At 58.2% G+C, this 22114-nt stretch carries 30 protein-coding genes; 20 read left to right on the top strand and 10 right to left on the bottom strand.

What is annotated here, in order from left to right; all coding sequences use genetic code 11:
- Position 1: 1 nt before the first annotated feature.
- From VDP61_RS02330 to VDP61_RS02300, 7 genes are all read right to left on the bottom strand, one after another.
- A complete protein-coding gene (locus VDP61_RS02330) occupies positions 2-163 on the bottom strand; it encodes a hypothetical protein (RefSeq protein ID WP_323005321.1) in 162 nt (53 codons plus the stop codon).
- Positions 160-1074, bottom strand: coding sequence for a cytochrome-c oxidase, cbb3-type subunit III (gene ccoP / locus VDP61_RS02325; RefSeq protein WP_323005320.1), 915 nt, complete (start codon positions 1072-1074; stop codon positions 160-162). The genes VDP61_RS02330 and ccoP overlap by 4 nt, the downstream gene beginning before the upstream one ends.
- The gene (locus tag VDP61_RS02320) at positions 1067-1246 is read right to left on the bottom strand and encodes a cbb3-type cytochrome c oxidase subunit 3 (protein ID WP_323005319.1); all 180 of its coding nucleotides are present in this window, start codon (positions 1244-1246) and stop codon (positions 1067-1069) included. Before VDP61_RS02320 ends, ccoP begins: the two co-directional genes overlap by 8 nt.
- The gene (gene ccoO / locus VDP61_RS02315; RefSeq protein ID WP_323005318.1) at positions 1243-1989 is read right to left on the bottom strand and encodes a cytochrome-c oxidase, cbb3-type subunit II; all 747 of its coding nucleotides are present in this window, start codon (positions 1987-1989) and stop codon (positions 1243-1245) included. Before ccoO ends, VDP61_RS02320 begins: the two co-directional genes overlap by 4 nt.
- A gap of 3 nt (positions 1990-1992) precedes the next feature.
- Positions 1993-3627 (bottom strand): cytochrome-c oxidase, cbb3-type subunit I, encoded by a 1635-nt coding sequence (gene ccoN, locus VDP61_RS02310; protein WP_323005317.1) that lies wholly within the window; start codon positions 3625-3627, stop codon positions 1993-1995.
- A 20-nt stretch (positions 3628-3647) separates the two neighbouring features.
- Positions 3648-4064 (bottom strand): Rrf2 family transcriptional regulator, encoded by a 417-nt coding sequence (locus VDP61_RS02305; RefSeq protein ID WP_323005316.1) that lies wholly within the window; start codon positions 4062-4064, stop codon positions 3648-3650.
- A 78-nt stretch (positions 4065-4142) separates the two neighbouring features.
- On the bottom strand, positions 4143-4871 hold the full coding sequence (locus tag VDP61_RS02300) for a Crp/Fnr family transcriptional regulator (RefSeq protein WP_323005315.1): 729 nt from the start codon (positions 4869-4871) through the stop codon (positions 4143-4145).
- A 134-nt stretch (positions 4872-5005) separates the two neighbouring features.
- Here VDP61_RS02300 and VDP61_RS02295 point away from each other — a divergent pair, with 134 nt between their 5' ends.
- Positions 5006-5425 (top strand): hypothetical protein, encoded by a 420-nt coding sequence (locus VDP61_RS02295; protein ID WP_323005314.1) that lies wholly within the window; start codon positions 5006-5008, stop codon positions 5423-5425.
- Between the two features lie 107 nt (positions 5426-5532).
- On the top strand, positions 5533-6030 hold the full coding sequence (locus VDP61_RS02290) for a Dps family protein (RefSeq protein WP_323005313.1): 498 nt from the start codon (positions 5533-5535) through the stop codon (positions 6028-6030).
- A 56-nt stretch (positions 6031-6086) separates the two neighbouring features.
- On the opposite strand, the gene VDP61_RS02285 is transcribed toward VDP61_RS02290, so the two are convergent.
- Positions 6087-6896, bottom strand: a complete 810-nt coding sequence (locus VDP61_RS02285) for a response regulator (protein WP_323005312.1) — start codon at positions 6894-6896, stop codon at positions 6087-6089.
- Positions 6897-6955: 59 nt separating this feature from the next.
- Between VDP61_RS02285 and VDP61_RS02280 the strand changes: the two genes are divergently transcribed.
- The 4 genes from VDP61_RS02280 to VDP61_RS02265 all read left to right on the top strand — a co-directional run bounded on the left by VDP61_RS02280 (position 6956) and on the right by VDP61_RS02265 (position 9943).
- Positions 6956-7180, top strand: a complete 225-nt coding sequence (locus VDP61_RS02280) for a NepR family anti-sigma factor (RefSeq protein WP_415234417.1) — start codon at positions 6956-6958, stop codon at positions 7178-7180.
- A complete protein-coding gene (locus VDP61_RS02275) occupies positions 7177-7761 on the top strand; it encodes an RNA polymerase sigma factor (RefSeq protein ID WP_323005311.1) in 585 nt (194 codons plus the stop codon). The genes VDP61_RS02280 and VDP61_RS02275 overlap by 4 nt, the downstream gene beginning before the upstream one ends.
- The gene (locus VDP61_RS02270) at positions 7758-9563 is read left to right on the top strand and encodes a histidine kinase dimerization/phosphoacceptor domain -containing protein (RefSeq protein ID WP_323005310.1); all 1806 of its coding nucleotides are present in this window, start codon (positions 7758-7760) and stop codon (positions 9561-9563) included. The genes VDP61_RS02275 and VDP61_RS02270 overlap by 4 nt, the downstream gene beginning before the upstream one ends.
- A gap of 182 nt (positions 9564-9745) precedes the next feature.
- The gene (locus tag VDP61_RS02265; RefSeq protein ID WP_323005309.1) at positions 9746-9943 is read left to right on the top strand and encodes a CsbD family protein; all 198 of its coding nucleotides are present in this window, start codon (positions 9746-9748) and stop codon (positions 9941-9943) included.
- Between the two features lie 136 nt (positions 9944-10079).
- On the opposite strand, the gene VDP61_RS02260 is transcribed toward VDP61_RS02265, so the two are convergent.
- The gene (locus VDP61_RS02260; RefSeq protein WP_323005308.1) at positions 10080-11591 is read right to left on the bottom strand and encodes a malonyl-CoA synthase; all 1512 of its coding nucleotides are present in this window, start codon (positions 11589-11591) and stop codon (positions 10080-10082) included.
- Positions 11592-11738: 147 nt separating this feature from the next.
- Here VDP61_RS02260 and VDP61_RS02255 point away from each other — a divergent pair, with 147 nt between their 5' ends.
- The 8 genes from VDP61_RS02255 (at position 11739) to VDP61_RS02220 (ending at position 17011) form a co-directional block, all read left to right on the top strand.
- Entirely contained in the window at positions 11739-12353 is a 615-nt protein-coding gene (locus VDP61_RS02255) for a ribonuclease D (protein WP_323005307.1), read from the top strand.
- An 89-nt stretch (positions 12354-12442) separates the two neighbouring features.
- Complete coding sequence (lptC, locus tag VDP61_RS02250; RefSeq protein ID WP_323005306.1) at positions 12443-13054, top strand: LPS export ABC transporter periplasmic protein LptC; 612 nt, start codon at positions 12443-12445, stop codon at positions 13052-13054.
- A gap of 17 nt (positions 13055-13071) precedes the next feature.
- Positions 13072-13572: an LptA/OstA family protein gene (locus tag VDP61_RS02245; protein ID WP_323005305.1), complete on the top strand. Its 501-nt coding sequence runs from the start codon at positions 13072-13074 to the stop codon at positions 13570-13572.
- A complete protein-coding gene (lptB, locus tag VDP61_RS02240) occupies positions 13572-14330 on the top strand; it encodes an LPS export ABC transporter ATP-binding protein (RefSeq protein ID WP_323005304.1) in 759 nt (252 codons plus the stop codon). The genes VDP61_RS02245 and lptB overlap by 1 nt, the downstream gene beginning before the upstream one ends.
- A 280-nt stretch (positions 14331-14610) precedes the next feature.
- On the top strand, positions 14611-15186 hold the full coding sequence (hpf, locus tag VDP61_RS02235) for a ribosome hibernation-promoting factor, HPF/YfiA family (protein WP_323005303.1): 576 nt from the start codon (positions 14611-14613) through the stop codon (positions 15184-15186).
- Between the two features lie 34 nt (positions 15187-15220).
- Complete coding sequence (locus tag VDP61_RS02230; protein WP_323005302.1) at positions 15221-15688, top strand: PTS sugar transporter subunit IIA; 468 nt, start codon at positions 15221-15223, stop codon at positions 15686-15688.
- 8 nt (positions 15689-15696) lie between these two features.
- Positions 15697-16725, top strand: coding sequence for a tRNA epoxyqueuosine(34) reductase QueG (gene queG / locus VDP61_RS02225; protein WP_323005301.1), 1029 nt, complete (start codon positions 15697-15699; stop codon positions 16723-16725).
- A 91-nt stretch (positions 16726-16816) separates the two neighbouring features.
- The gene (locus VDP61_RS02220; RefSeq protein WP_323005300.1) at positions 16817-17011 is read left to right on the top strand and encodes a hypothetical protein; all 195 of its coding nucleotides are present in this window, start codon (positions 16817-16819) and stop codon (positions 17009-17011) included.
- A 126-nt stretch (positions 17012-17137) separates the two neighbouring features.
- Here VDP61_RS02220 and VDP61_RS02215 read toward each other — a convergent pair whose 3' ends face one another.
- Positions 17138-18004: a branched-chain amino acid aminotransferase gene (locus VDP61_RS02215; RefSeq protein WP_323005299.1), complete on the bottom strand. Its 867-nt coding sequence runs from the start codon at positions 18002-18004 to the stop codon at positions 17138-17140.
- A 154-nt stretch (positions 18005-18158) separates the two neighbouring features.
- Between VDP61_RS02215 and VDP61_RS02210 the strand changes: the two genes are divergently transcribed.
- From VDP61_RS02210 to VDP61_RS02185, 6 genes are all read left to right on the top strand, one after another.
- Positions 18159-18668, top strand: a complete 510-nt coding sequence (locus tag VDP61_RS02210; RefSeq protein ID WP_323005298.1) for a MarR family winged helix-turn-helix transcriptional regulator — start codon at positions 18159-18161, stop codon at positions 18666-18668.
- Positions 18668-19378 (top strand): response regulator transcription factor, encoded by a 711-nt coding sequence (locus VDP61_RS02205; protein ID WP_323005477.1) that lies wholly within the window; start codon positions 18668-18670, stop codon positions 19376-19378. The genes VDP61_RS02210 and VDP61_RS02205 overlap by 1 nt, the downstream gene beginning before the upstream one ends.
- 70 nt (positions 19379-19448) lie before the next feature.
- Positions 19449-19943, top strand: coding sequence for a hypothetical protein (locus VDP61_RS02200; protein ID WP_323005297.1), 495 nt, complete (start codon positions 19449-19451; stop codon positions 19941-19943).
- A 125-nt stretch (positions 19944-20068) separates the two neighbouring features.
- Entirely contained in the window at positions 20069-21013 is a 945-nt protein-coding gene (locus VDP61_RS02195) for a histone deacetylase family protein (protein WP_323005296.1), read from the top strand.
- Complete coding sequence (locus VDP61_RS02190; RefSeq protein WP_323005295.1) at positions 20991-21254, top strand: exodeoxyribonuclease VII small subunit; 264 nt, start codon at positions 20991-20993, stop codon at positions 21252-21254. Before VDP61_RS02195 ends, VDP61_RS02190 begins: the two co-directional genes overlap by 23 nt.
- Positions 21251-22114 carry a polyprenyl synthetase family protein gene (locus tag VDP61_RS02185; RefSeq protein ID WP_323005294.1) on the top strand — a complete coding sequence of 288 codons (864 nt, stop codon included), beginning with the start codon at positions 21251-21253 and terminating at the stop codon, positions 22112-22114. The genes VDP61_RS02190 and VDP61_RS02185 overlap by 4 nt, the downstream gene beginning before the upstream one ends.

Here is a 22114-nt window from a genome sequence, read left to right as displayed (position 1 = left end):
CCTAGCAGGCGCGTTTGGCGGGAATACCCGCGCCTTCAACCGCAACACAGGCGGGCTGCGACCCGAATGCCGCCAAAAACAACTGCACATTCGCCGCCACAAAGATGCCAAGCAGCAGCAACGCCCCGCCAATCGCCAGCCGCTTTTGCGTGGTTACAGTCATTGCGCGGCCTCCTGTTTCGTATCCGCCAGACGTGAGACGTAAAACGCCAGCATGTTGATCTCCTCCACGCTCAGCCGGTCTGACCAGAACGGCATCACCCCGCGCCGCCCATAGCGCAGCGTGTGTTCAACCGAGGCCTTGTCCTGACCATAGATCACGGCGGCATCGACCAGCGAGGGCGCACCAACCTCCAGCCCGCCAACCCCCTGGTCGCCGTGGCATGAGGCGCAGTTATCCTCAAACAACACCCCGGCAGGGCTGGCATGATCAGCGCTGCCCAGGGGCAAGGCGGCAACATATTGCGCAAGCGCGCTGCGCTCATCCCGCTCCAGCCAGTCAAACATCGGCATTTCAGCGATACGCGTATCGGGATGTTCGGAATTGATGCCAACCGTCAGGGTTTCGGCAATGGTCGCAGGGTCGCCCGCCCACAGCCAATAGCCATCATTCAGCACCGGAAATCCCGGCCCCCCCGCCCCGGTTTCGCCGTGGCAGGCCGCGCAATTATCCTTGAACAAGCGATGCGCTGCGGCGGTCGCGCGGGCGACCGTTGCCGGGTCATCCGCCAGGGCCGCAAAATCGGGGTCGGTGAACTGCACCATCCAATCATCGCGCGCCAAGCTGATCACCTTCAGCCGCGCCTGTGCCATTTCAGACTGGTCCAGCCCCAGCAGCCCGCGCGTGTAATCGCGCCCGTAGGGCCATGCAGGCAGCAAAACCCATGTGATCGCGGAATAGATAAAGGTCAAAATCAACGCCCAGATCACGATTTTCGGGAAAGGCGTGTTCAGCTCGGTAATGCCCGCCCAATCATGGCCCGTGGTGTCATAGCCCGTCACCGGGTCGATGAAACGGTTGCCGGTGTGGGGGTCGGCATCAGGCAGATCGCGCGGGTCGGTGGGTTTACGCATTGCCCTTCTCCTTTTGCGCAACCCCATCCTCTTGCAAAATCGACCGTGCGGCGCGTTCGTGTTCGGCGCGGCGGCTGGGGCTGTAGGCGCGGATTACGATGATCAGGAAAAACCCGGCCATCCAGATCGGCCCGAATATCTTGGCAATCAGAACATAGGTTTCATGGGTCATTGCACGGCCCCCGCAGTTCTTTCGTTGCCTGCTGTCATTTCATACGGTGCTTTGGTCAGCGTCCCAAGCGATTGCAGATAGGCGACAACGGCGTCCATTTCAGTCAGATTTGCGGGGTCACCGTCAAAGGCCCGCAGGGCGACATGCGCGCCATAGCGTTCCTGCACGGCTTCGGCCCCAGCAGAATCGGGGCGGCTTTGCGCCACGGCATCGGCTACGGCATTGGCCACCTTATCCGCATCATAGGGCACGCCCAACTTGGCAAGGGTGGAAAGCTGGCCTTGCAGGATTGACGTATCCAGCGGCTGCATCAGCCACGGATAGGCGGGCATGATTGACGCGGGCACCACGGCGCGCGGGTCAATCAGATGCGCCACATGCCAATCATCTGAATATTTCTCACCCAGCCGCGCAATATCGGGGCCGGTGCGCTTTGACCCCCAAAGCATCGGGTGGTCATAGGCACTTTCGGCGGCCAGCGAATAGGGGCCATAGCGGTCAATCTCATCCGCCAAGCTGCGCACCATCTGGCTGTGGCAGGCATAGCATCCCTCACGCAGATAAATCTCGCGCCCTGCCAGTTCCAGCGGGGTATGGGGCCGCAGATCATCGGGCAGGGTGACGGTTTCATCAATCGTAAACAGCGGTGCTATTTCCACAATACCGCCAATCGAGGCCGCAAGGATAATCCCCACAACCATCCCCATCGACAGCTTTTCAAGGTTGTAATGCAGCTTCAGCATGGCTCACTCCGCCGGTTGCGTGTGAAGGGGGTGGTCGGCGATATTCACCTTGTCACCGACATTGCGCATCGTGGCCCGGCAGTTCAGCGCGCAAATCACCGCCCCGGTCAGGAACATCAGCCCGCCTATGGTGCGCAGCAGGTAATAGGGTGCCATGGCGCGCACGGAATCGACAAAGCTGTAAGACAGCGCGCCATCTTCATTATAGGCGCGCCACATCAGCCCTTGGGTAATCCCCGCATTCCACAGCGCAATCACGTAAACCAGCGTGCCGCCCACAGCCAGCCAGAAATGCCATTCAATCGCCTTGGGCCAAGCCATTTCGTCACGCCCCGACAGCATCGGCACCAGCGTATAAATCGCGCCGAAAATGATCATCGCGACCCAGCCAAGCGTGCCCGAATGTACATGCCCCACGGTCCAATCGGTATAATGTGATAGTGAATTGACCGGGCGAATGGCAAGGAATGACCCTTCAAACGTCGAAAGCCCGTAAAACACCGCAGCCACAAACATGAACCGCAGCGTAGCGTCATCGCGCACCTTGTGCCAGGCGCCGTTCAGCGTGGCAATCGCATTGCCCGCTGATGCCCAGCTTGGCACCAGCAGCATCACCGAAAACGTCATCCCCAGCGTCTGCACCCAATAGGGCAGGGCGGTGTAGTGCAGATGATGCGACCCCACCCAGATATAGAAAAACACAATACCCCAAAAGCTGACAATCGACAGCCGATATGACCAGATCGGCCGCCCCGACCGCACCGGCAGGAAATAATACAGCATCCCGAGGAAACCGGCCGTCAGGAAAAACGCCACCGCGTTATGCCCGTACCACCATTGGATCATCGCATCTTGCACACCCGCCCAGATCGTATAGCTTTTCGCGCCCGCAAAGCTGACCGGCAGGGCCAGATTGTTGACAATATGCAGCATCGCCACCACCAGAATGAAGGCCATGTAATACCAGTTCGCCACATAGATATGCGGCTCATTCCGGCGGGCCAAGGTGCGGATATACAATGCGAAATAGACCAGCCAGACCACCACCAGCAGAATATCGGCATACCATTCGGCCTCGGCATATTCCTTGGATTGGGTGCTGCCCATCAGATAGCCGGTTACCGCCCACAGGCAAAACAGGTTGAACCCGATCAGCACCACCCAAGGGCTGACGGTATCGGCCAGCCGCGCCCGCGAGGTGCGCTGCAACACATGAAACGATGTCGCAATCAGCGCGTTGCCGCCAAAGCCAAAGATGATGCCGGTGGTATGCACCGGGCGCAACCGCCCAAAACTGGTCGCGGCCCACAGCGGCGTCGCCTCGGGCCAGTACAGCAGGGCCGCCACCCAAACCCCCACTGCCATGGCGAATATCGCCCAGATCAGCGTCATCACAATGCCAAAGCGGGTTGTCGCGTCATAATAGCGGGTCAGGCGTGCGTGGCCCGGTCCGGGCTGGTCATAAAGCGACCCGCCGATGATGAAAACCAGCGCCAAACCCAGCACCAGCGCCATGCCGCCATGCACTGCCATCACCCCATGCCGGGCAGCGGCTGCCATAAACAGGCCAAGCAGGGCAAGTGCAACCGAAAGGCCCATACCGATGCGCCGTTCATTCAGGGTAAGACTTGCGGTCATGGTGCCATTTTCCATTGTGCTCACAGCTCCAAAGCGGGGGTCAGCGATATATCTGCCAAGGTCGATCGGTTAAGGTTGTCAAGAAAGGCCAACTCGGCAGCCCGCAATCGCGCCTTTAGCTGGCAACGGCCATTGATGGTGCAATCACCGCCATCGGCCCGGAAACATTCCACCAGCGCTGATTTTTCTTCCAGATGGCGAACAATTTCGCCCAGCCGGATGTGTTGTGGTGGTCGCGCCAGAAATGCGCCCCCACCAGCACCGCGCCGCGTTTCAACCAGCCCGCCCTGCGCAAGTCGCTGCATGATCTTTGCCAGATGGTTGCGCGACAGACCAAACTCCTCGGCCAGTTCGGCGGTTGAAAATGCCCGCTCTGGCGCACTTGCCATCCGCATCATCATGCGCAAACCGTAATCGGTGAAAGAGTTCAGATGCATTCGACTCGCCTGTGGAATAAATAGGTATCTAAGATACCTATTAACATAATCCTCAAAAAATACAAGCCCGCAGGCCATTCACATCAACGGCCGCTTCTCCAGCGGCTCTGGCGATGCATTGCTAAGGGCGGCAAGCGCGCCGCGGTCGGGGATTGTCAGATGCCCATCGGACCAGATCGCCAGCCCGCGCAATCGCAACGCCGACAGCGTTTTATTGGTATGGACCAGCGACAGGCCCAGCGCATCGGCCAGGTCACGCTGCCGAAAGGGAAAGGGCACGGCGCCCGCTTTTTCCAGCCCAACCATCCGCAGCCTGTTGAACATCCGCAAAAGCGCCCAGGCAATTTTTTCCATCGCATCACGCTGCCCAAGTGTGGCGATGGTTTCGCCCAGAAAATGCTCCTCCACCGCCGCGATCCATGTCAGATCAAACGCCCGGTCGGGGTGGGATTTGAACATCGACCACAGATCAGACCGATTGAAGACGCATAAAACCATCGGGGTCGAGGCATCAATCGAATGTTTCATCTCGCCCATGATGCCCGCCTGCATCCCAATAAAATCACCGGGAAACAGAAAGTTGATCACCTGCCGGTTGCCATCCTCCAGGGTTTTATAGCGCGTTCCCATCCCGCTTAGCACGGTAAAAAGCTGCGGGCTGTTTGACCCTTCCATCAAGATCGTGCTGCCCGCATCCACCCGCAACTCACCGCTTTTGAATTGGCGCATGAAGGCCACTTCCGCATCTGTCATTGGCACAAAAGCCTCGCAGTTGCGCAGCGGGCAGTTTTCACAAGATACGGGCATGTTTCCTCGTTTGCTATGTCACAGTTTAATGCGCCAACTTGAAAACAGTTCCATCATAGGCGGCTAAATACGGTTGCATTTGGTGTTTTTTTTCACACCGCCGTGAAATGCCTGATTTTCAAAGGGGTCCAATTATGAATGGCCAAGGGCAGGTCTATCTTGTGGTGCTGCGACAGCCTCTTGTGGCCCAGGATATTGCGCTGACCATTGCTGAATTTGATATGGCTGCGCGGGTCATCGTGGCGCCTGACATGGCGCAGGCCATGACCCAGATGGGGGAAAATCAGCGTGAGGCGGATGTCTGTCTGGCCTTTGTGGACCTTGCGCTTGCGGCAGGTTTGGCAGCAGATGCACGCCCCGACTTACCAGAGGCAACCCCGGCGTTTCCGGGCCAGATGCGCTGTATTTTGGTGGGTGATGGCGCGGCCCCCCCACATCTTGCGATATGCGGTCGCTTGGATACCCCTTTTACCACCGCACAGGTTTTGTCCGTGCTGCAGCGGTTTGCAAACCGCGATGGAACCCGGAATTGCCTGCCTGCGTTTCCCTCCTGATGCCCGACCTGATGCCAAGGAAAGCCTTCTTGGCAAGACAGGAAAAGCAGACAGGACCAGATAAGACCAGATAAGACCAGATAAGACCAGATAAGAAAGGACATATCATGGCACAGGAAATGAAAGTTGTTCCACAGGCTGACAAGGTGAAAACCGGTGTTGAAGACGCAAAGTTGCTGGCCGAGGGTCTGGCCAAAGCGGTGGCTGATACTTACCGGCTGGTTTTCAAGACCCACGCCTATCATTGGAATGTCGAAGGCCCGATGTTTTTCTCGATCCACCATCTGACCGAGGAACAATATGAGGAAATGTTCGCTGCCGCCGATCTGTTGGCTGAGCGGATGCGGGCCTTGGGCCAGCTTGCCCCGATGTCGCTGACCGAGATCATGAAGCTATCGCTGATCGAGGACCTGAATAAAACCCCATCGGCACAGGAAATGGTCGAAGATCTTGCCAGGGATCACGCCACTGTGGCCCGCCGCTTTCATGATCTGATCGAACTGGCCGAAGGGCACCGCGACCCGGTGACCGCCGATCTGGCGACCGCGCGCTCAGCCTTTCACGAACAGGCGGCCTGGATGCTGCGCGCCACCGCCGCCAAATAAATCGGTCAGGCAAAAGGCCCCCGGAACCCGGGGGCCTTTGTTTTGGTGTTTGGCCCTCAGGCGTGGAGCGTTTCAGTGCTGGAAAAGAACATCGCCTGACCCAAGGCAGAACGAATCTGATCCTCGGAATAGGGTTTGGTGATCAGGAAAGCTGGCTCTGGCTTGTCACCTGTCAGCAAACGCTCGGGGAAGGCCGTGATGAAAATCACCGGAATATCGTCGAACTGCGCCAAAATCTCATTCACGGCCTCAATCCCCGAAGATTTATCGGCCAATTGGATATCTGCCAAAATGAGGTCCGGCTTTTCAGAGGCGGCCAGTGCCACGGCTTCTTTATGGGTCCGTGCGATACCTGTAACCGAGTGGCCCATTTCGGTGACGATTGCGCTGATGTCCATTGCGATAATGGCCTCATCCTCGATCACCATCACGCGCCCGGCAACGGCTGCCTCCATCTCCTCCATCGCTTTGGCGATCAGGGAAACGGTTTCGTCAACGTCGATCTGCATGATCGCGGCCACCTCTTGCAGGGTGAATCCTTCGATGGCCTTCAACAGCAGGGCCTCACGCGAATTTGGCGTAAGCTCTGCCATATGCGTCTGTGCAATCGCGGAAAACCGCGAGTCGGGTTCGCCCAGCGGGGCCCCGGCGCTGGACCAAACCAGATGAAAGGCATGAAACAGCCCAACGCGCACATCACCCAACTGCGCCAGCGCCGCCGGATCTTCCAGCATCGCTTCCAAAGTTGCAGCGGCAAAACTGTCGCCGGTTTTCTGGCTTCCGGTCAGCGCGCGGGCATAGCGGCGCAGATAGGGCAGGAGTTGGCCGATGGTGCTTGCAACATCACTGCTGGTTTTATTTGGCATGTTTTCCCTCATGGATCACGTTTTATCAAAGTTTTTCCGTTTTCTCGGGAACCAAACGCATGGCCGCGCGTTTGGTTCCAAGTAAAGTGCAGGAAAAGCCGGGCAGCAGAAAGAAGATACTTGATATGCCAAACAGTGACCCAAAGGCAAATCTGCGTCAGCAGATCGACGAGAATCTAAAGCGCGTTTATCAAGACGCGCTAAGCGAAGACGTGCCCGATCGGTTCAAAGCCCTTCTTGACCAGTTGCGACAGAAAGAAAAATCTGGTGAGGAAAAGTCATGACCGCACAGCCAGAGACAGAGTCCGAAATATCCGAAGACTTGTCCGATCCGCGCGACCAGATCGTCAACTACCTGTCTCCGCTGCGCGCGTTTGCCATCAGCCTGACCCGCAATGTCGCCGCTGCCGATGATCTTGTGCAAGATACGATCGTAAAGGCCTGGACGAAAATTGACAAATTCACACCGGGCACCAATATGCAGGCGTGGCTGTTTACCATCCTGCGCAACACCTTTTATTCAGACCGCCGCAAACATCGGCGCGAGGTGCCGGACCCTGACGGTATCCATGCGACCAAATTGTCGGTGAAACCCGACCACGACGGCAGGCTGGCCTTTAGTGATTTTCGCGCTGCCTTTGATCAACTGTCGGTCGAGCACCGCGAGGTGCTTATTCTGGTCGGTGGCTCTGGTTTTACCACCGAAGAAGCGGCCGAAATGATGGGCGTTGCCGAAGGCACGGTAAAAAGCCGGACCAACCGCGCCCGCAAACGCCTTGCCGAACTGATGGGCCTTGCCGATGGCGAAAGCGTCCTTATCGGCGGTTTTGATGCTGCAACGCCAAATTCACAGGACGCCGCTTGAAAAACCTTCCTTTCCGCCAGCGCAGCCACCGCTGGATGCGCAGTCTTGGGGTGCGGCTTGCCACGTTGATGGCGGCGGCACTGCTGCCGCTGGGCATTGTCGCCTATCTGCAAACCAGCAACCTTGCGCATGAGGCGCAGGGCCGCACCGAAGAGGCGCTTATGGGCCAAAGCCTGCGGGCTGCCGCAGGTGAAATCCGGCTTATCAGCTACGCACAGGGGGTGGTTGCGGGCATCGCCCAAATTGTGCCTGATGTGATGAATGATGATGCCGCCTGCTCAAAACTCATGCGTGATACCATAGCCGATATGCCCGATTTCAGCCTGCTGTCCTTTGTGCCTGCAAGCGGCCGGATGACCTGCTCTTCTACTGACCGCGATTTTGATTATTCGACAATCCCGCTGTTTGATATTGTCAGCGCCTATCGTGCGCCTGCTTTTACCATGTCGCGCAATGGCCCCATTTCCGGGACCTCGGTCATGGGCGTCATACGCCCGGTGTTTGACCGGCAAGGTGGGTACCTTGGCTATGCCAGCGCCTGGTTGCCGCATGAAAAACTGCAGATGCTGAAAGATGCCGATGAAATCACAGACCCCAACGACGTGCAGTTCTGGACCTTCAACCGCGAAGGCGACATCCTGACCGCAAGTATGGGGATTGATAACGTGGGCAGCGTATTGCCGACCGGGATCACGCTGGACAGTTTTATCGGCAAAGAAGCGCGGGTCTTTACCGCCAGCTCGGTATTGGGGGCAAAAACCACCTATGCCGTGCTGCCACTGGTCAAGGAACAGCTTTACCTGATGTCAAGCTGGCCAAGCAAATCCGCCAAATCTGCCATGCCTTTCGGGCTGGGGCCAACATGGTTTCCGATATTGCTGTGGATTGCGGGGCTTGGCATGTCGGTTTGGGCGGCGGAAATTCTGGTTGTGCGCCATGTCCGCGCTTTGCATCTGTCGATTTTATACTTCACCCGCGGGCAGCGCCGACACACTGAGGTTTCATTGAAAGGGGCGCCGCTTGAATTGCGGGAAATGGCCGACGCTTATTCGACGATGACAGATGACATAATGCGCAATGAGGCGAGCCTGGAAGACGAGGTTCATCAAAAAGAGGTGCTGCTGCGTGAGGTGCATCACCGGGTCAAGAACAACCTGCAACTGATTGCCTCGATCATGAATATGCAAATCAGGCAAGCCCGCACCCCCGAGGCGAAAGGGCTGCTGAAAGGCTTGCAAGAACGGATCATGAGCTTGGCCACGATCCACCGCGGCCTGTATCAAACCACCGGCCTGTCGGATATTTATGCACAGGAATTGCTGTCTGACATAACCCGCCAAACTGTAAACATCGCGACGGGGCCGGGGCGGCAGATTGATGTCTCAACCGATTTTGATGATATTCGCCTGACCCCTGATCAGGCCGTGCCGCTGTCCTTGCTGCTGACCGAGGCGCTGACGAATGCCATCAAATACGCCCGCGCGCCAAATGGGGGCCGCCCCAAGCTGGCCGTTTCGATGAAGCGAGAGCCAAATGGGCTGGCCGTATTGGATGTGACCAATACCGTTTTCGAGGCGCCCGCGATGACGGGTGACGGGGTTTTGAACACCAGCACCGGCCTGGGCGCGCAATTGCTTGTGGCTTTTGCACAGCAGATCGGTGGAACCCTGAGGCAGGCGCATGAAGCCGAGTCTTACCGCCTTCAAGTCGTGTTCAAGATCACCGACCTGTTGAAAGCTGAAAATCGCGCAGCCCCACCGGATGAAGATGACACGGGCAATGAGCCGCCAACTGCGGTTTGATCTGCCCATTCATGGCGGCGATTCTGTGCAAGGGGGACCAGGGGCTGTGGTTTGTGGCCACTTGCACTGCCAAAAGCAAAATAGTCACATTCCCGCAGCAGGGCCGGGAACCGACCGCCGCGCCGCACGTTCTCTATGTATGAAAGGCCTGCAGCGGGCGGGCCATTTGCAAGGAGACAGCCATGAATATGGATCAAATCGAAGGCAAGTGGAAACAGATCAAAGGTGCCGCCAAAGAGCGTTGGGGCGAACTTACGGATGATGATCTTGATCGCATTGAAGGCAAGCGCGATCAGTTGATCGGCAAGGTGCAAGAGCGCTACGGCCATTCCAAGGAAGTGGCCGAGCGTGAAGTGGACGAGTGGATCAGCAAGGCCTGATTGCACAACGATCTGATCCGGCACGCCTTGTTGGAACGGATTGGCCCAATACCGCTTGCGGTGCTGTTCGAAAGGTTCGGATGGCACTGCAGGCGGCTTTTTTATGGGGCTTATGGTTACGGTAACGCGTTTCGCCTTATCCCTTGAAATCACCCCGCGCATACATGTCACGCAGCAGGTTTTTCTGCACCTTCCCCATGGTGTTTCTTGGCAAATCCGGCACCAAGAAAATCTCTCGGGGCAGTTTGAATTTTGCCAGGGATTTTTCTAGCGCAGCGTGCAGATCCGCGACCGCAATACCCGGCTTTTCCGCTACCACAATCGCCACCGGGCTTTCCCCGAAATCCGGGTGCGGCACGCCGATCACCGCTGATTCCACAACGCCGGGCTGATCATCCAGCAGGGTCTCGATTTCCTTGGGATAGATATTATACCCCCCTGCAATTATCAGATCCTTGTTCCGACCCACGATCGAGACATAGCCATCGCCATCAATCACCCCCAGATCGCCGGTGATGAAAAACCCGTCCGGCCGCAATTCCTCGGCGGTTTTTTCGGGCATCTGCCAGTAACCTTTGAAGACATTTGGCCCGCGCACCTCAATCAGGCCAATCTCTCCTTGCGGCAGGTCTGCGCCGGTGGCCGGGTCAGTCACCTTCAGCTCAACCCCTGGCAGGGCCATGCCGACGGTGCCTGCACGGCGTTCACCCTTATAGGGGTTGGAGGTATTCATATTGGTTTCCGTCATGCCATAGCGTTCCAGAATCCGATGCCCGGTCAGCGCCTCGAACTGACGATGGGTTTCGGCCAGAAGCGGGGCCGAGCCGGACACGAACAACCGCATATGCCGGGTAAGATCACGGGTGAAACGCGGGTGGCTTAAAAGCCGTGTATAGAAGGTTGGCACCCCCATGAGGGTGGTCGCCGCTGGCATCGCGTCTATCAGCGCATCCACGTTGAAACCGGGCTGAAAGATCATCGAGCCGCCGACAACAAGCGTGATATTGGTGCCGACAAACAGGCCATGTGTGTGAAAGATCGGCAAGGCATGCAACAGCACATCTTGATCGGTGAACTGCCAGAAATCGGCCAGTACCCGTGCGTTTGACAGCAGATTGTCCTGGCTTAACATCGCGCCCTTTGATCGCCCGGTCGTCCCCGATGTGTATAGGAATGCTGCCAGATCATCCCCTTGGCGGGGTGTAACGGCCTTCAGCGGGGTGCGTGTATCGGCGGCTTGGGCAAAACTGCCTTCGCCCTTTGCCCCAAGGCTGCGGAGCGTGGCGCCCGCTGCTTGTGCCACCGGGGCCAAAGCCGCTTCATCGGCGGGCCGACACAAAAACAGCCGCGCGCCAGAGTTCTCGACGAAATAGGCCACTTCGACGGGTGTATAGGCCGTATTCAATGGCAAAAAAATCACACCCAACTGGGCGCAGGCGGCATAGACGGCCAGGGCATCAGGCGATTTGTCAATCTGAACGGCAAGCCGGTCGCCCGCTTGCAGGCCCAGCGCCGTGATCTCTGCCGCAAATCCTTGCCCGCGTGTCAGAAAGTCGGCATAGGACAATGTGCTGGTGCCAAGGTGCAAAAACGCATCTTTGCGGCCGGAATGACGGCCAAAAAGCGTGTCGTAAAGCGGGTTTGTCATGGTGGGGCCTTTTGTGCTGACGCGGTTCGTTTCAAGTTTCCGCTATCTGGGTGGCATCGTAAAGGTATCGCTGCACCAATCGCTTGGCTTTTGACGCGCGGCCTGCCTATAAGCGCGCAATCCGACCATAGCCGAAAGCAACGCCTGATGACCATTTTCCTGCATCAAAACGATCTGCCCGATGGGCTGAACCTTGGCGCGCTTGTCGCGATTGATACGGAAACCATGGGGCTTGATCCGCGCCGCGACCGATTGTGTGTGGTGCAACTTTCAGCCGGCGATGGCAATGCGCATCTGGTGCAGATTGCCAAGGGCCAAACCTCGGCCCCGAATCTGGAAAGGTTGCTGACCGACCCGGCCGTGACCAAACTGTTCCATTTTGGCCGCTTTGATGTGGCCGCTTTGCTGAATGCGTTTGGCGTGGTTACGGCGCCGGTTTGGTGCACAAAGATCGCATCGCGGCTGATTCGTACCTTTACCGACCGGCATGGGCTAAAATACCTGCTGGCCGAACTGGTGGGCGTGGATGTGTCGAAACAGCAGCAAACCTCGGATTGGGGGGCAGTGCAACTGACCGATGCGCAAAAGGAATATGCGGCCTCTGACGTGCTGTATCTGCACAAGCTGAAAGAGGCGCTGGAGGCGCGTCTGATCCGAGAGGACCGGATGGATCTTGCAAACCGGCTGTTCCATTTTCTGCCGACCCGCGCCGAATTGGACCTTATGGGGTATGATACGCCGCTGGATATCTACCATCACTAAGCGGATCGGCGCCGTTCTTGCGGGCATCGCTTGGCCCTTTGGCGTGTAACGACTATTCTGATGGTGCAAACAATCGGCCCGAGGGCGCAATGACTGGCCATGACAATTTTCACTCGACCGCCGTTGCCTGGCTAAAGATTGTCTTGCCGCTGCTGGCGCTTGCGATCTTGTCTACGCTGTTTCTTGTCTCGCGCACGATTGACCCGTCAGATGCCATTCCCTTTGCCGAGGTCGATATTGCCGACCGCATCCGCGAACCCCGGTTGACCAGCCCGACCTGGGCTGGCGTTACCGATGATGGTGCCGCCCTGACGATTGCCGCCGATGAGGCGCGGCCGCAGCAAGCCACGGGGGCGGGTGCCAGTGCTGCAGCCCTGATCGTTGACCTGAAAACCCCGGACGGCGCCCGCACACAGCTTGTTGCGGCGCGCGGGCTGCTGGATACAAAGCTGAATACGCTGCTGGTTGAGGGCGGAGTGACAATCACCACCTCATCCGGCTATGCCCTGCAAACCGAGGCGATGACCGCCGCACTGGATCGCACGTCCTTGGTCAGCGAAACCGCTGTTGCAGGCCAGGGCCCCGCCGGAGATCTGACGGCTGGCGCGATGGAAATCACGCAGATGCGTGATGGATCCGGCAGCTATGTTCTTGTTTTGAAAAACGGCGTAAAACTGCTATATCAACCCCCAGAGCAATAAGACATTCAGGACAGGGCATGTTACAGGCGTTTCGGATCACGACATTTTTGGCATTCATTGCCCTATCTCCGGCCTTGGCGCTTGCGCAGGGGGCCAGCGTTGCCTTTGGCGGTCTAAAGCAAGATACCACACTTCCCGTAGAGGTTTCGGCTGATCAGCTTACGGTCAATCAGGCCGATGGAACCGCAGTATTCGTGGGGAATGTGCTGGTTGGCCAAGGCGAAATGCGGCTTTCGGCGGGCCGGGTCAAGGTGGAATACACCAGCGATGGCAGCGGCATATCCAGGCTGTTCGCCAGCGAGGGCGTGACCCTGATCAACGCGACCGATGCCGCCGAATCCCAAGAGGCGGTGTATACGATCGACAGCGGCAATGTGGTGATGACCGGCGAAGTGCTGCTGACGCAGGGCGGCAATGCACTGTCGGGGCAAAAGCTGGTGATTGACCTAAAGGCCGGAACCGGCGTGATGGAAGGCCGCGTGCAAACCGTCTTTCAGCCGGGCAAGGCCAAGAACTGATGCCCGCGCCCGAGCTGAGAGTGACCGCCGGGGATGCGGGGCTGCATATTGAGAACCTGCGCAAAAGCTATAAAAAGCGGCCGGTGATCCGGGATGTTTCGATGCATCTGAACCGGGGCGAGGTGGTGGCGCTGCTTGGGCCGAACGGCTCGGGTAAAACGACGTGCTTTTATGCGATTGCGGGGCTGGTCTCACCCGAGGGCGGTCGGGTCTTGATTGATGGGCAAGAGGTGACGGGCCTGCCGATGTATCGCCGCGCCCGGCTTGGCATTGGCTATTTGCCGCAAGAGGTCAGCATTTTTCGGGGGCTGTCGGTTGAGGATAACATTCTTGCCGTTCTGGAAATCACCTTGGACGACCGGCACAAACGGCGTGAGCGGCTGGAAGAACTGTTGTCGGAGTTTTCGATCACCCACCTGCGCCGCGCCCCGGCCCTGGCGCTTTCAGGCGGGGAGCGGCGGCGGGTTGAAATTGCACGCTGTCTGGCGGCAGATCCGAAGTATCTGCTTTTGGATGAACCCTTTGCCGGGGTAGACCCGATCGCCGTTGGCGAAATTCGCCATTTGGTCGGTGACCTGAAACGCCGCGGCATTGGCGTGTTGATCACCGATCACAACGTCCGCGAAACGCTAGAGATCGTCGACCGCGCCTATATTTTGCATGATGGCACGGTGCTGATGAGCGGTACAACCGAAGAGGTGGTGCGCGATGAAAATGTGCGCCGGGTTTATCTGGGGCAAAATTTTCGGATAAGCTGAATCGGCCTCTTGATTTTTGTATCTCCTTAACAGGTTTGTGGAAGTTTGGTCTGGGCGGGCAATTGCGATAGTTTTCACAAGACCCCATTGACAAAGCGGCCTTCTGTGTCGCCAAATACCTTGGATGCAAGCACGAACCGAACCGCTCTACGATCTTTGGATTTTTAGCGTAACTGCCGAAGAAAAAAGGGTTTTAGTTGGGCGGGGGGCGTGCCTAAAACCCATCGACAGGCCCTTTGCAAGGTGCAGGGACGCTTTGTCGAACCAAGCAGGAGGGACTATGCGGTATCAGATCAGCGGGAAGCAAATCGACATTGGTGAAGCACTTCAAACCCATGTGAAGGCAGAGCTTGGCGAGACGGTTGAAAAATACGCCCAGCGCCCAACCGAAGCCATCGTCGTTTTCTCACGCAATGGCCATGAACTGGTTTGCGAAGCGACGATCCATCTGTCCACCGGACTCAATGCGCAGGCCAGAGGGCATGCGACCGAAATTTATGCCGCGTTTGAATCCTGTCGCGAAAAGATGGACAAGCAGTTGCGCCGCTACAAGCGCCGTTTGCGCGACCACCATCGTGATCGTGTAACGCCTGTTGAATTCGACGGCGGTTCCTCTTATATACTTGCCGCGAATGAGGAGCACGGGCAGGACGAGCCCGAGTCACTTCAGCCGATGATCATTGCCGAGATGGAGACCAAGGTTCCGACCGTCTCTGTTGGCGAAGCGGTCATGCAGCTGGAACTGGCCGAGCAGCGGATGCTGGTGTTTCGCAATTCAAAGCATGGCGGGGTAAACGTCGTTTACCGTCGTGATGACGGGAACGTCGGTTGGATCGACCCGCGACATACAAAGTAAAACGCCCTTTGTGGCGTGGGATAAAAAGCGGACCATGGAACTTACCCATATTTTGGCACCCGGTGCCGTACGCATCGTTAGCCATCTGACCAGCAAGAAGCGGCTTTTCCAGGAAATCGGAGAGGTTATGGCGGCTGTCCATGGTCTGAATGCTTCCATCGCCATTGATGGCTTGCAAGAACGCGAAAGCCTTGGCCCTACAGGTGTGGGCCATGGCATCGCGCTGCCACACGCGCGCTTGCAAGAGCTGGACAAGATTACCGGGGTGTTCTTACGCCTCGAAAAACCTTTGGATTATGACTCGGTTGATCGTCAGCCGGTTGATCTGGTCTTTGCGCTGTTTGCCCCCAAGGATTCCGGGGTAGACCACCTGAAAGCCTTGGCGCTGGTGTCGCGCACCATGCGAGATGCGGGGATCTGTTCCAAATTGCGGGCCAACACAGACCCTTCAAAGCTTCACGTGATTCTGACCGAGGCGCGTGCGCCGCTTGCTGCGGCCTGATCAGGCCAGTGGACACGTCAGCCTTTCGTGAAACCCTGCGCAACCGCGCCCTTGCCGAAGGGTTTTCGGGTATGGGCATTTGTGCGCCTGATGCGACCCCGGATACTGCCGCGCGATTGTCCGATTACGTTGCCCTTGGCCGTCATGGCCAAATGGGCTGGATGGCCGAACGCATGGCGTGGCGCGGGTCTGCCGCAGCGCTTTGGCCCGAGGCGCGGTCGGTTATCATGCTGGCCGAGGTCTATACACCCGAAGGCAACCCGCGCGATGTTTTGGCCCAGCGCGACCGCGCGGCAGTATCGGTTTACGCCCAAGGGCGCGACTATCATGATCTGGTGAAAAAGCGTCTGAAACGCGTGGGGCGCTGGATGGTAGAGACAACGGGTGCCGAGATTAAGGTCTTTGTGGATACCGCCCCGGTGATGGAAAAGCCGTTGGCGCAGGCGGCGGGTTTGGGCTGGCAGGGCAAGCACACCAATCTGTTATCGCGTGATTTGGGCAGTTGGTTCTTTCTGGGGGCGATTTTCACCACGCTTGACCTGCCGCGCGACGTGCCGGAAACCAGCCATTGTGGCAATTGCACTGCCTGCCTTGATATTTGCCCGACCAAGGCATTTCCTGCCCCCTATCAGCTGGACGCGCGACGCTGCATTTCCTATCTGACGATTGAACATAAAGGCCAGATAGACCCTGAATTGCGGCCGCTGTTGGGGAATCGTATTTATGGCTGTGATGATTGTCTGGCCGTTTGCCCGTGGAATAAATTCGCCGTCACCGCCTCAGAAATCGGCTATGCCCATCGCATCGGCGCGCCGCCCCTGACCGAGCTGGCCGCATTGGATGATGCTGCGTTCCGCACCCGGTTTTCCGGCAGCCCGGTCAAGCGGATGGGCCGTGACCGCTTTTTGCGCAATGTCCTTTATGCTATCGGAAACTCTGGCGACCCGGCGTTGATTGCCACGGCACAACAGCATCTGTCTGACCCGGATCTGGCGGTTGCAGATGCCGCCGCCTGGGCCATAGAGCGCCTGTCTTGACCGACAGCATGCGACCCGCCGCGCAACTTTCAGGCGACTCGCGCCGATTTTCATGCTAGGCTGCACGCGTGAACCCCTGTGGGAGGATAGTATGACCAAGCACCTTGCAGATCATCGCAGCGCGCCTCAGACCGCCCGGAAAAAGCATTTCTGGGCTATGGAAAAGCGCGGCGAAACCGATAGGCCACATCCGGCGATCAGCGCGCTGCGCCAAAGACCGCAAGCGCATAATGAAAGCGCCCGTATGGTGCATTATTTGCGGATCGAACGCGGCGCGACCACCTGAGGTTGGTGCCGAATATGCCCAGCGCGGCCAAACCCGATGCGGGTTGCGCCCAAACAGATACGGGGCAAACGTAAACCAGAACAGAGGCGCGTTTGGCCTGACGCAGCAGGCCAAACGCAAAACGCATTACCTGCGAACCAACGCCTCATACTCGCTGGAAATATCACGGGTCAGTTGCCCAACTTCAAAGTTGTAATCACCGATCTGCCCAACGGGCGTGATTTCGGCCGCAGTCCCGGTTAACCAGCATTGCTGCATGCCTTCCAATTCGCCCGCTTCGATCCGCCGCTCTTGCACCTCGATGCCCTTTTCCTTCAGCATCTCGATCACGGTTTGCCGGGTGATGCCGTTCAGGATGCCGTCGGCCAGCGGTGTATGCACGATGCCATCCTTGACGAAAAAGATGTTTGCGCCCGTCGCTTCGGCCACATAGCCGCGATAATCAAACATCATCGCATCCGAGCAGCCCTTAGCCTCTGCAGCGTGTTTTGACATGGTGCAAATCATATATAGCCCCGCAGCCTTGGCCGCGTGGGGGATGGTTTCCGGGCTGGGCCGCTTCCATTTCGCGATGTCCAGCTTGGCACCTTTCATTTTGGCATCGCCATAGTAATTCCCCCACTCCCACACAGCGATTGCCAGATGGATCGGGTTGCGCTTGGAGGCAACGCCCATATCTTCGCCCACACCGCGCCACGCCACCGGGCGCACATAGGCGTTGGTCAGCCCGTTGGCCTTCAGGGTGGCTTCCTTGGCGGCCTCGATCTCGGCGACTGACCACGGCAATTCCATATCCAGCAATTCACCCGATTTGCGCAGCCGCTCGGAATGCTGAACCGATTTGAAAATCTTGCCGTTATAGCACCGCTCGCCCTCAAACACGGATGAGGCGTAGTGCATCGCGTGGGTCAGGATGTGGACCTTGGCGCTGCGCCAATCAACCAATTCGCCATCCATCCATATTTTTCCATCGCGGTCGTCATATCCTGCCATTTCAGTACACCTTCCCAAATTTTTGTAAATGTTGCGCATTCTGGTCAATGGTTGACATAAAGTTGCGCAAAATCGAAAAATTCGTACCAGTTGAGGCTTGGAAAGTCAACAAGGCTGACATAAAATGTGCGCATGGAATTGAGCGAGGCGGGCGATGGAACATTCTCATGCGGGCGCAAGCCATAGCGAAAGCTTGCTGTTTCTGACAGATGATCAGTTGCGCAAAGGGATTGAGGCGATGTTTTTTGCCTATCGTGGTTTCACCGCCGACCCTGACCGTATTCTGGAGGGGATGGATTATGGCCGCGCCCATCACCGCGCCTTGCATTTCATCCATCGCAGCCCCGGCACCACTGTCAACAACCTTCTCGGGATTCTGGGCGTTACCAAGCAATCGCTGAACCGGGTCTTGCGCGCGTTGATTGAGGATGGTCTGGTAGAAAGCCGGGTTGGCCGTGCGGACAAGCGTGAACGCCATTTGCATCTGACCACAAAAGGGGCCGAGCTGGAGCGCAGCCTGTCTGACGCCCAGCGCGCCCGCATGCGCGCCGCCTATCGCGCGGCTGGGCCGGGGGCGGTACAAGGGTTTCGCCAGGTGCTTGAGGCAATGATGGACGAGAACGCGCGGCGGCACTATCAAAGCCTGAAGGAGAGCACAGTATGATACCCGATCCACAGGCCCATCTGCTGGTTGTTGATGATGACGAGCGTATTCGCGGCTTGCTGCAAAAATTCCTGATGCGGCATGGGTTTTTGGTCACCATTGCCCGCGATGGCGCGCAGGCCCGGCGGCTGCTGCAGGGGCTGGAGTTTGACATGATCATTCTTGACGTGATGATGCCCGGAATTGATGGCATCGCCTTGACCCGCGAGCTGCGCGAAACCCTGTCGGCGCCGATCATGCTGCTGACGGCGCGGGGCGAAACCGCCAGCAGGATAGACGGGCTGGAGGCGGGTGCTGACGACTATCTGTCAAAACCGTTTGAGCCGAAAGAGTTGCTGCTGCGTATCAACGCCATCTTGCGCCGCGTGCCGCAGGCACAGGCCGAGATCGGGCCAAAAATGTTGTATCTGGGAAGCGTGCGCTATGATGTGGATCGTGGCGAGCTGTGGCAAGGCGGCGACCCCGTGCGCCTGACGGCAACCGAGGCCCAGTTGATGCGGGTTTTTGCGGCGCAACCGGGCCAACCGATCAGCCGTGAAACCCTTGCGGGTGATCTGGGCCGAGTAGAAAACGCCGAGGAAAAGAGCGGCCAGGAACGCGCTGTCGATGTTCAAATTACCCGCCTCCGGCGCAAGATCGAAAACGACCCCAAGCAACCGCGTTACCTGCAAACGGTGCGCGGCGCAGGCTATATGCTGGCGCCAGACTAGCGCGCCCAGCGGTAAATGTTTACCAGTGACCTGTGATCAACCTTCACCATTTTGAATTCTGGAATATCAAATGACCTTACGACTGCTTCTGCCAGCCCTCGTTTTTGCCGCATTTACCCTTCCTGCCACCGCCCAAAACCTTGTCAAATGGGGCGAGGCGGGTGGCTGGGATGTGCTGGTAGACCCTTCTGTCGGCAATGGCTGCCTGATCGCCAGCGAGTTTGAGGACGGCTCGGTTGTGCGCGTTGGCATCGACGCCGAAAAAGACGAAGGCTATGTGATGGCCTTCAATGCCGCCTGGGGTGATATTGTGGAAGGTGAAACCTATCCGATTTCTTTCGATCTGGATGGCGAAGAATATGAGGGCGAGGCGCTGGGCGTTTGGCTGGATAATACCCCTGGCATCGAAATCGCCTTTGACAGCGAAGAGTTCATCATGGATCTGGCGCTGAAAAATACCATGACCCTGTCGCATGACGGCGAAGTTGTCATGGCAATTGATCTTTCCGGCTCTTTCGCCGGGCTGGAACAAGCCATCGCTTGCCAAGAGGCGCAGGGCAACTGACGCCTTTCGGGCCTTTTGCCGCGTAGAAGAACGCCCTGCGGCAAACCGGCCGAGGCTGAATGAGTGCCTTGAAACCTTCACCAGCGCCCGTCCATTCGGGCGCCGGTCTTGCCAAAGGCCTTTCAATGACAACTGCATTTTTTACGCATCCCGACTGTGATCTTCACCAGGAACCGCCCGGCCATCCTGAACAGTCTGCACGGCTGGTGGCAGTCAGGGCGGCGCTGGCCGATATGGATTTGCTGCGCCTTGATGCACCTTTGGCCAGGGAGGCAGATGTCATGCGGTGCCATCCGGCGCAGTACATCGCCCGCATCCGCGCCGCTGTTCCCGCGCAGGGCTGGGCGCAGATTGATGGTGATACCTACCTTGCCCCCGGCAGCATGCAGGCGGCTTTGCGCGGTGTGGGCGGCGTTTGTGCTGCGGTGGATCTTGTGCTTGCGGGCGGGGCGGCCAACGCCTTTGTTGCCACGCGCCCGCCGGGGCATCACGCCGAACGTGATACGGCCATGGGGTTTTGCCTGTTCGGCAGTATCGCCATTGCCGCCAAACACGCGCTGGACCATCACGCATTGTCCCGTGTGGCGATTGTGGATTTTGACGTGCATCACGGCAACGGCACCCAGGATCTGCTTTGGGATGAACCCCGCGTGCGCTTTGCCTCGTCCCATCAGATGCCGCTTTACCCCGGCAGCGGGGCGACGCATGAGGTGGGGGCGCATCGCCAGATCATTAACCTGCCCTTGCCCCCCGGCAGCACCGGGGCCGATATGCGTGCCGCCTACAGCGCCCATATCTTGCCGCAAATCGACGCCTTCGCCCCCGAATTGATTCTGATTTCGGCGGGGTTTGACGCGCATCGCGATGACCCGCTGGCCAATCTGAACTGGGCAACCACAGATTTTGCCTGGCTTACCGCACAGATTTGCGATCTTGCGGATCGCCATTGCGCGGGGCGGGTGGTATCGGCGCTTGAGGGCGGTTATGATTTGCGCGCGCTGGCGGCCTCTGCCGCCGCCCATGTGACAGTATTGAAGGACCGCGGACATGACCGATACGCCAGCCAGTAAGCCGACCGACAAGCCGGTAGCAGAAATGACCTTTGAAGAGGCAATGACCGCATTAGAGCAGGTCGTGACCGCGCTGGAACGTGGTGAGGTGCCGCTGGAGGCGTCAATTGCGCTGTATGAACGCGGGGCCGCGCTCAAGGCGCATTGCGCCAAAAAGCTCAAGGATGCCGAAGACAAGGTTGAAATGATCCGCGCCAAGGATGGACAGGCCAACGGCACCACCCCGGCGGAGGGGATGTGAGCTTTTCCACCCTTTTGGCGGCCTCTGCGCACCGGGTACAGACCCGGCTTGATACCGCATTGGCGGCGCTTGATGATGAGCCGGTGATTCACGCGATGCGCTATGCGTGTCAGGGCGGCAAGGGGCTTCGCGGGTTTTTTGTGCTGGAATCGGCTGCTTTGCACGGCATTTCGGCTGATAATGCCGTCGCTGCCGCCGCTGCGATAGAGGCGATGCACGCCTATTCTCTGGTGCATGATGATTTGCCTTGCATGGATAATGATGCGCTGCGCCGGGGCCTGCCCACCGTTCACCGCAAATGGGATGAGGCGGTTGCCGTGTTGGCTGGTGACGCGCTGCAATCGCTGGCGTTTGAATTGCTGACCGACCCCGCGCTGGGCGCAAACCGGCTTGATCTGATCGCAGGTATGGCGCGGGCGGCAGGGGCGCGCGGCATGGTGCTGGGGCAAGCGTTGGATATAGCCGCCGAAACTGCCACCACCCCGCTGACCCTGGCGCAAATCACCCGGCTGCAGTCGGGCAAGACCGGGGCGCTGTTTGAATGGTCGGCCACGGCGGGCGCAGTACTGGCCGGGGCCGACCCCGCCCCTTTGGGGCGTTACGCTGCCGCCACAGGTCTTGCCTTTCAAATCACCGATGACATCCTGGATGTAACGGGCGATGCCAGCAAAACAGGCAAACGGCTGGGCAAAGATGCCGAGGCGGGCAAAGCAACCTTCGTTTCGCTTTTGGGGTTGGAGGGTGCAAAAGCCCGTGCAGCGGCCCTGATTGATGACGCAAAAACCGCCCTTGCGCCTTACGGTGCGCGGGCAGACACTCTCATCCTGGCGGCACGTTTCGTGATCGCGCGCGAAAGCTAG

Source organism: Pseudorhodobacter sp. (genome assembly GCF_034675685.1).
Lineage (GTDB): Bacteria > Pseudomonadota > Alphaproteobacteria > Rhodobacterales > Rhodobacteraceae > Pseudorhodobacter.
This window is presented reverse-complemented; position numbering and strand designations above follow the sequence as displayed.

Excerpts from the sequence above, each read along its gene's own strand:
- VDP61_RS02330 (WP_323005321.1), bottom strand. The coding sequence starts at position 163 with ATGACTGTAACCACGCAAAAGCGGCTGGCGATTGGCGGGGCGTTGCTG.
- VDP61_RS02200 (WP_323005297.1), top strand. The coding sequence starts at position 19,449 with ATGACCTTACGACTGCTTCTGCCAGCCCTCGTTTTTGCCGCATTTACC.
- VDP61_RS02255 (WP_323005307.1), top strand. The coding sequence starts at position 11,739 with ATGACCATTTTCCTGCATCAAAACGATCTGCCCGATGGGCTGAACCTT.
- VDP61_RS02285 (WP_323005312.1), bottom strand. The coding sequence starts at position 6,896 with ATGCCAAATAAAACCAGCAGTGATGTTGCAAGCACCATCGGCCAACTC.
- ccoO (WP_323005318.1), bottom strand. The coding sequence starts at position 1,989 with ATGCTGAAGCTGCATTACAACCTTGAAAAGCTGTCGATGGGGATGGTT.
- VDP61_RS02245 (WP_323005305.1), top strand. The coding sequence starts at position 13,072 with ATGTTACAGGCGTTTCGGATCACGACATTTTTGGCATTCATTGCCCTA.
- VDP61_RS02210 (WP_323005298.1), top strand. The coding sequence starts at position 18,159 with ATGGAACATTCTCATGCGGGCGCAAGCCATAGCGAAAGCTTGCTGTTT.
- VDP61_RS02295 (WP_323005314.1), top strand. The coding sequence starts at position 5,006 with ATGAATGGCCAAGGGCAGGTCTATCTTGTGGTGCTGCGACAGCCTCTT.
- lptB (WP_323005304.1), top strand. The coding sequence starts at position 13,572 with ATGCCCGCGCCCGAGCTGAGAGTGACCGCCGGGGATGCGGGGCTGCAT.
- ccoN (WP_323005317.1), bottom strand. The coding sequence starts at position 3,627 with ATGACCGCAAGTCTTACCCTGAATGAACGGCGCATCGGTATGGGCCTT.
- VDP61_RS02215 (WP_323005299.1), bottom strand. The coding sequence starts at position 18,004 with ATGGCAGGATATGACGACCGCGATGGAAAAATATGGATGGATGGCGAA.
- VDP61_RS02265 (WP_323005309.1), top strand. The coding sequence starts at position 9,746 with ATGAATATGGATCAAATCGAAGGCAAGTGGAAACAGATCAAAGGTGCC.
- VDP61_RS02190 (WP_323005295.1), top strand. The coding sequence starts at position 20,991 with ATGACCGATACGCCAGCCAGTAAGCCGACCGACAAGCCGGTAGCAGAA.
- ccoP (WP_323005320.1), bottom strand. The coding sequence starts at position 1,074 with ATGCGTAAACCCACCGACCCGCGCGATCTGCCTGATGCCGACCCCCAC.
- VDP61_RS02275 (WP_323005311.1), top strand. The coding sequence starts at position 7,177 with ATGACCGCACAGCCAGAGACAGAGTCCGAAATATCCGAAGACTTGTCC.
- VDP61_RS02220 (WP_323005300.1), top strand. The coding sequence starts at position 16,817 with ATGACCAAGCACCTTGCAGATCATCGCAGCGCGCCTCAGACCGCCCGG.
- VDP61_RS02305 (WP_323005316.1), bottom strand. The coding sequence starts at position 4,064 with ATGCATCTGAACTCTTTCACCGATTACGGTTTGCGCATGATGATGCGG.
- VDP61_RS02300 (WP_323005315.1), bottom strand. The coding sequence starts at position 4,871 with ATGCCCGTATCTTGTGAAAACTGCCCGCTGCGCAACTGCGAGGCTTTT.
- VDP61_RS02280 (WP_415234417.1), top strand. The coding sequence starts at position 6,956 with ATGGCCGCGCGTTTGGTTCCAAGTAAAGTGCAGGAAAAGCCGGGCAGC.
- lptC (WP_323005306.1), top strand. The coding sequence starts at position 12,443 with ATGACTGGCCATGACAATTTTCACTCGACCGCCGTTGCCTGGCTAAAG.
- VDP61_RS02290 (WP_323005313.1), top strand. The coding sequence starts at position 5,533 with ATGGCACAGGAAATGAAAGTTGTTCCACAGGCTGACAAGGTGAAAACC.
- VDP61_RS02230 (WP_323005302.1), top strand. The coding sequence starts at position 15,221 with ATGGAACTTACCCATATTTTGGCACCCGGTGCCGTACGCATCGTTAGC.
- VDP61_RS02195 (WP_323005296.1), top strand. The coding sequence starts at position 20,069 with ATGACAACTGCATTTTTTACGCATCCCGACTGTGATCTTCACCAGGAA.
- VDP61_RS02320 (WP_323005319.1), bottom strand. The coding sequence starts at position 1,246 with ATGACCCATGAAACCTATGTTCTGATTGCCAAGATATTCGGGCCGATC.
- hpf (WP_323005303.1), top strand. The coding sequence starts at position 14,611 with ATGCGGTATCAGATCAGCGGGAAGCAAATCGACATTGGTGAAGCACTT.
- VDP61_RS02260 (WP_323005308.1), bottom strand. The coding sequence starts at position 11,591 with ATGACAAACCCGCTTTACGACACGCTTTTTGGCCGTCATTCCGGCCGC.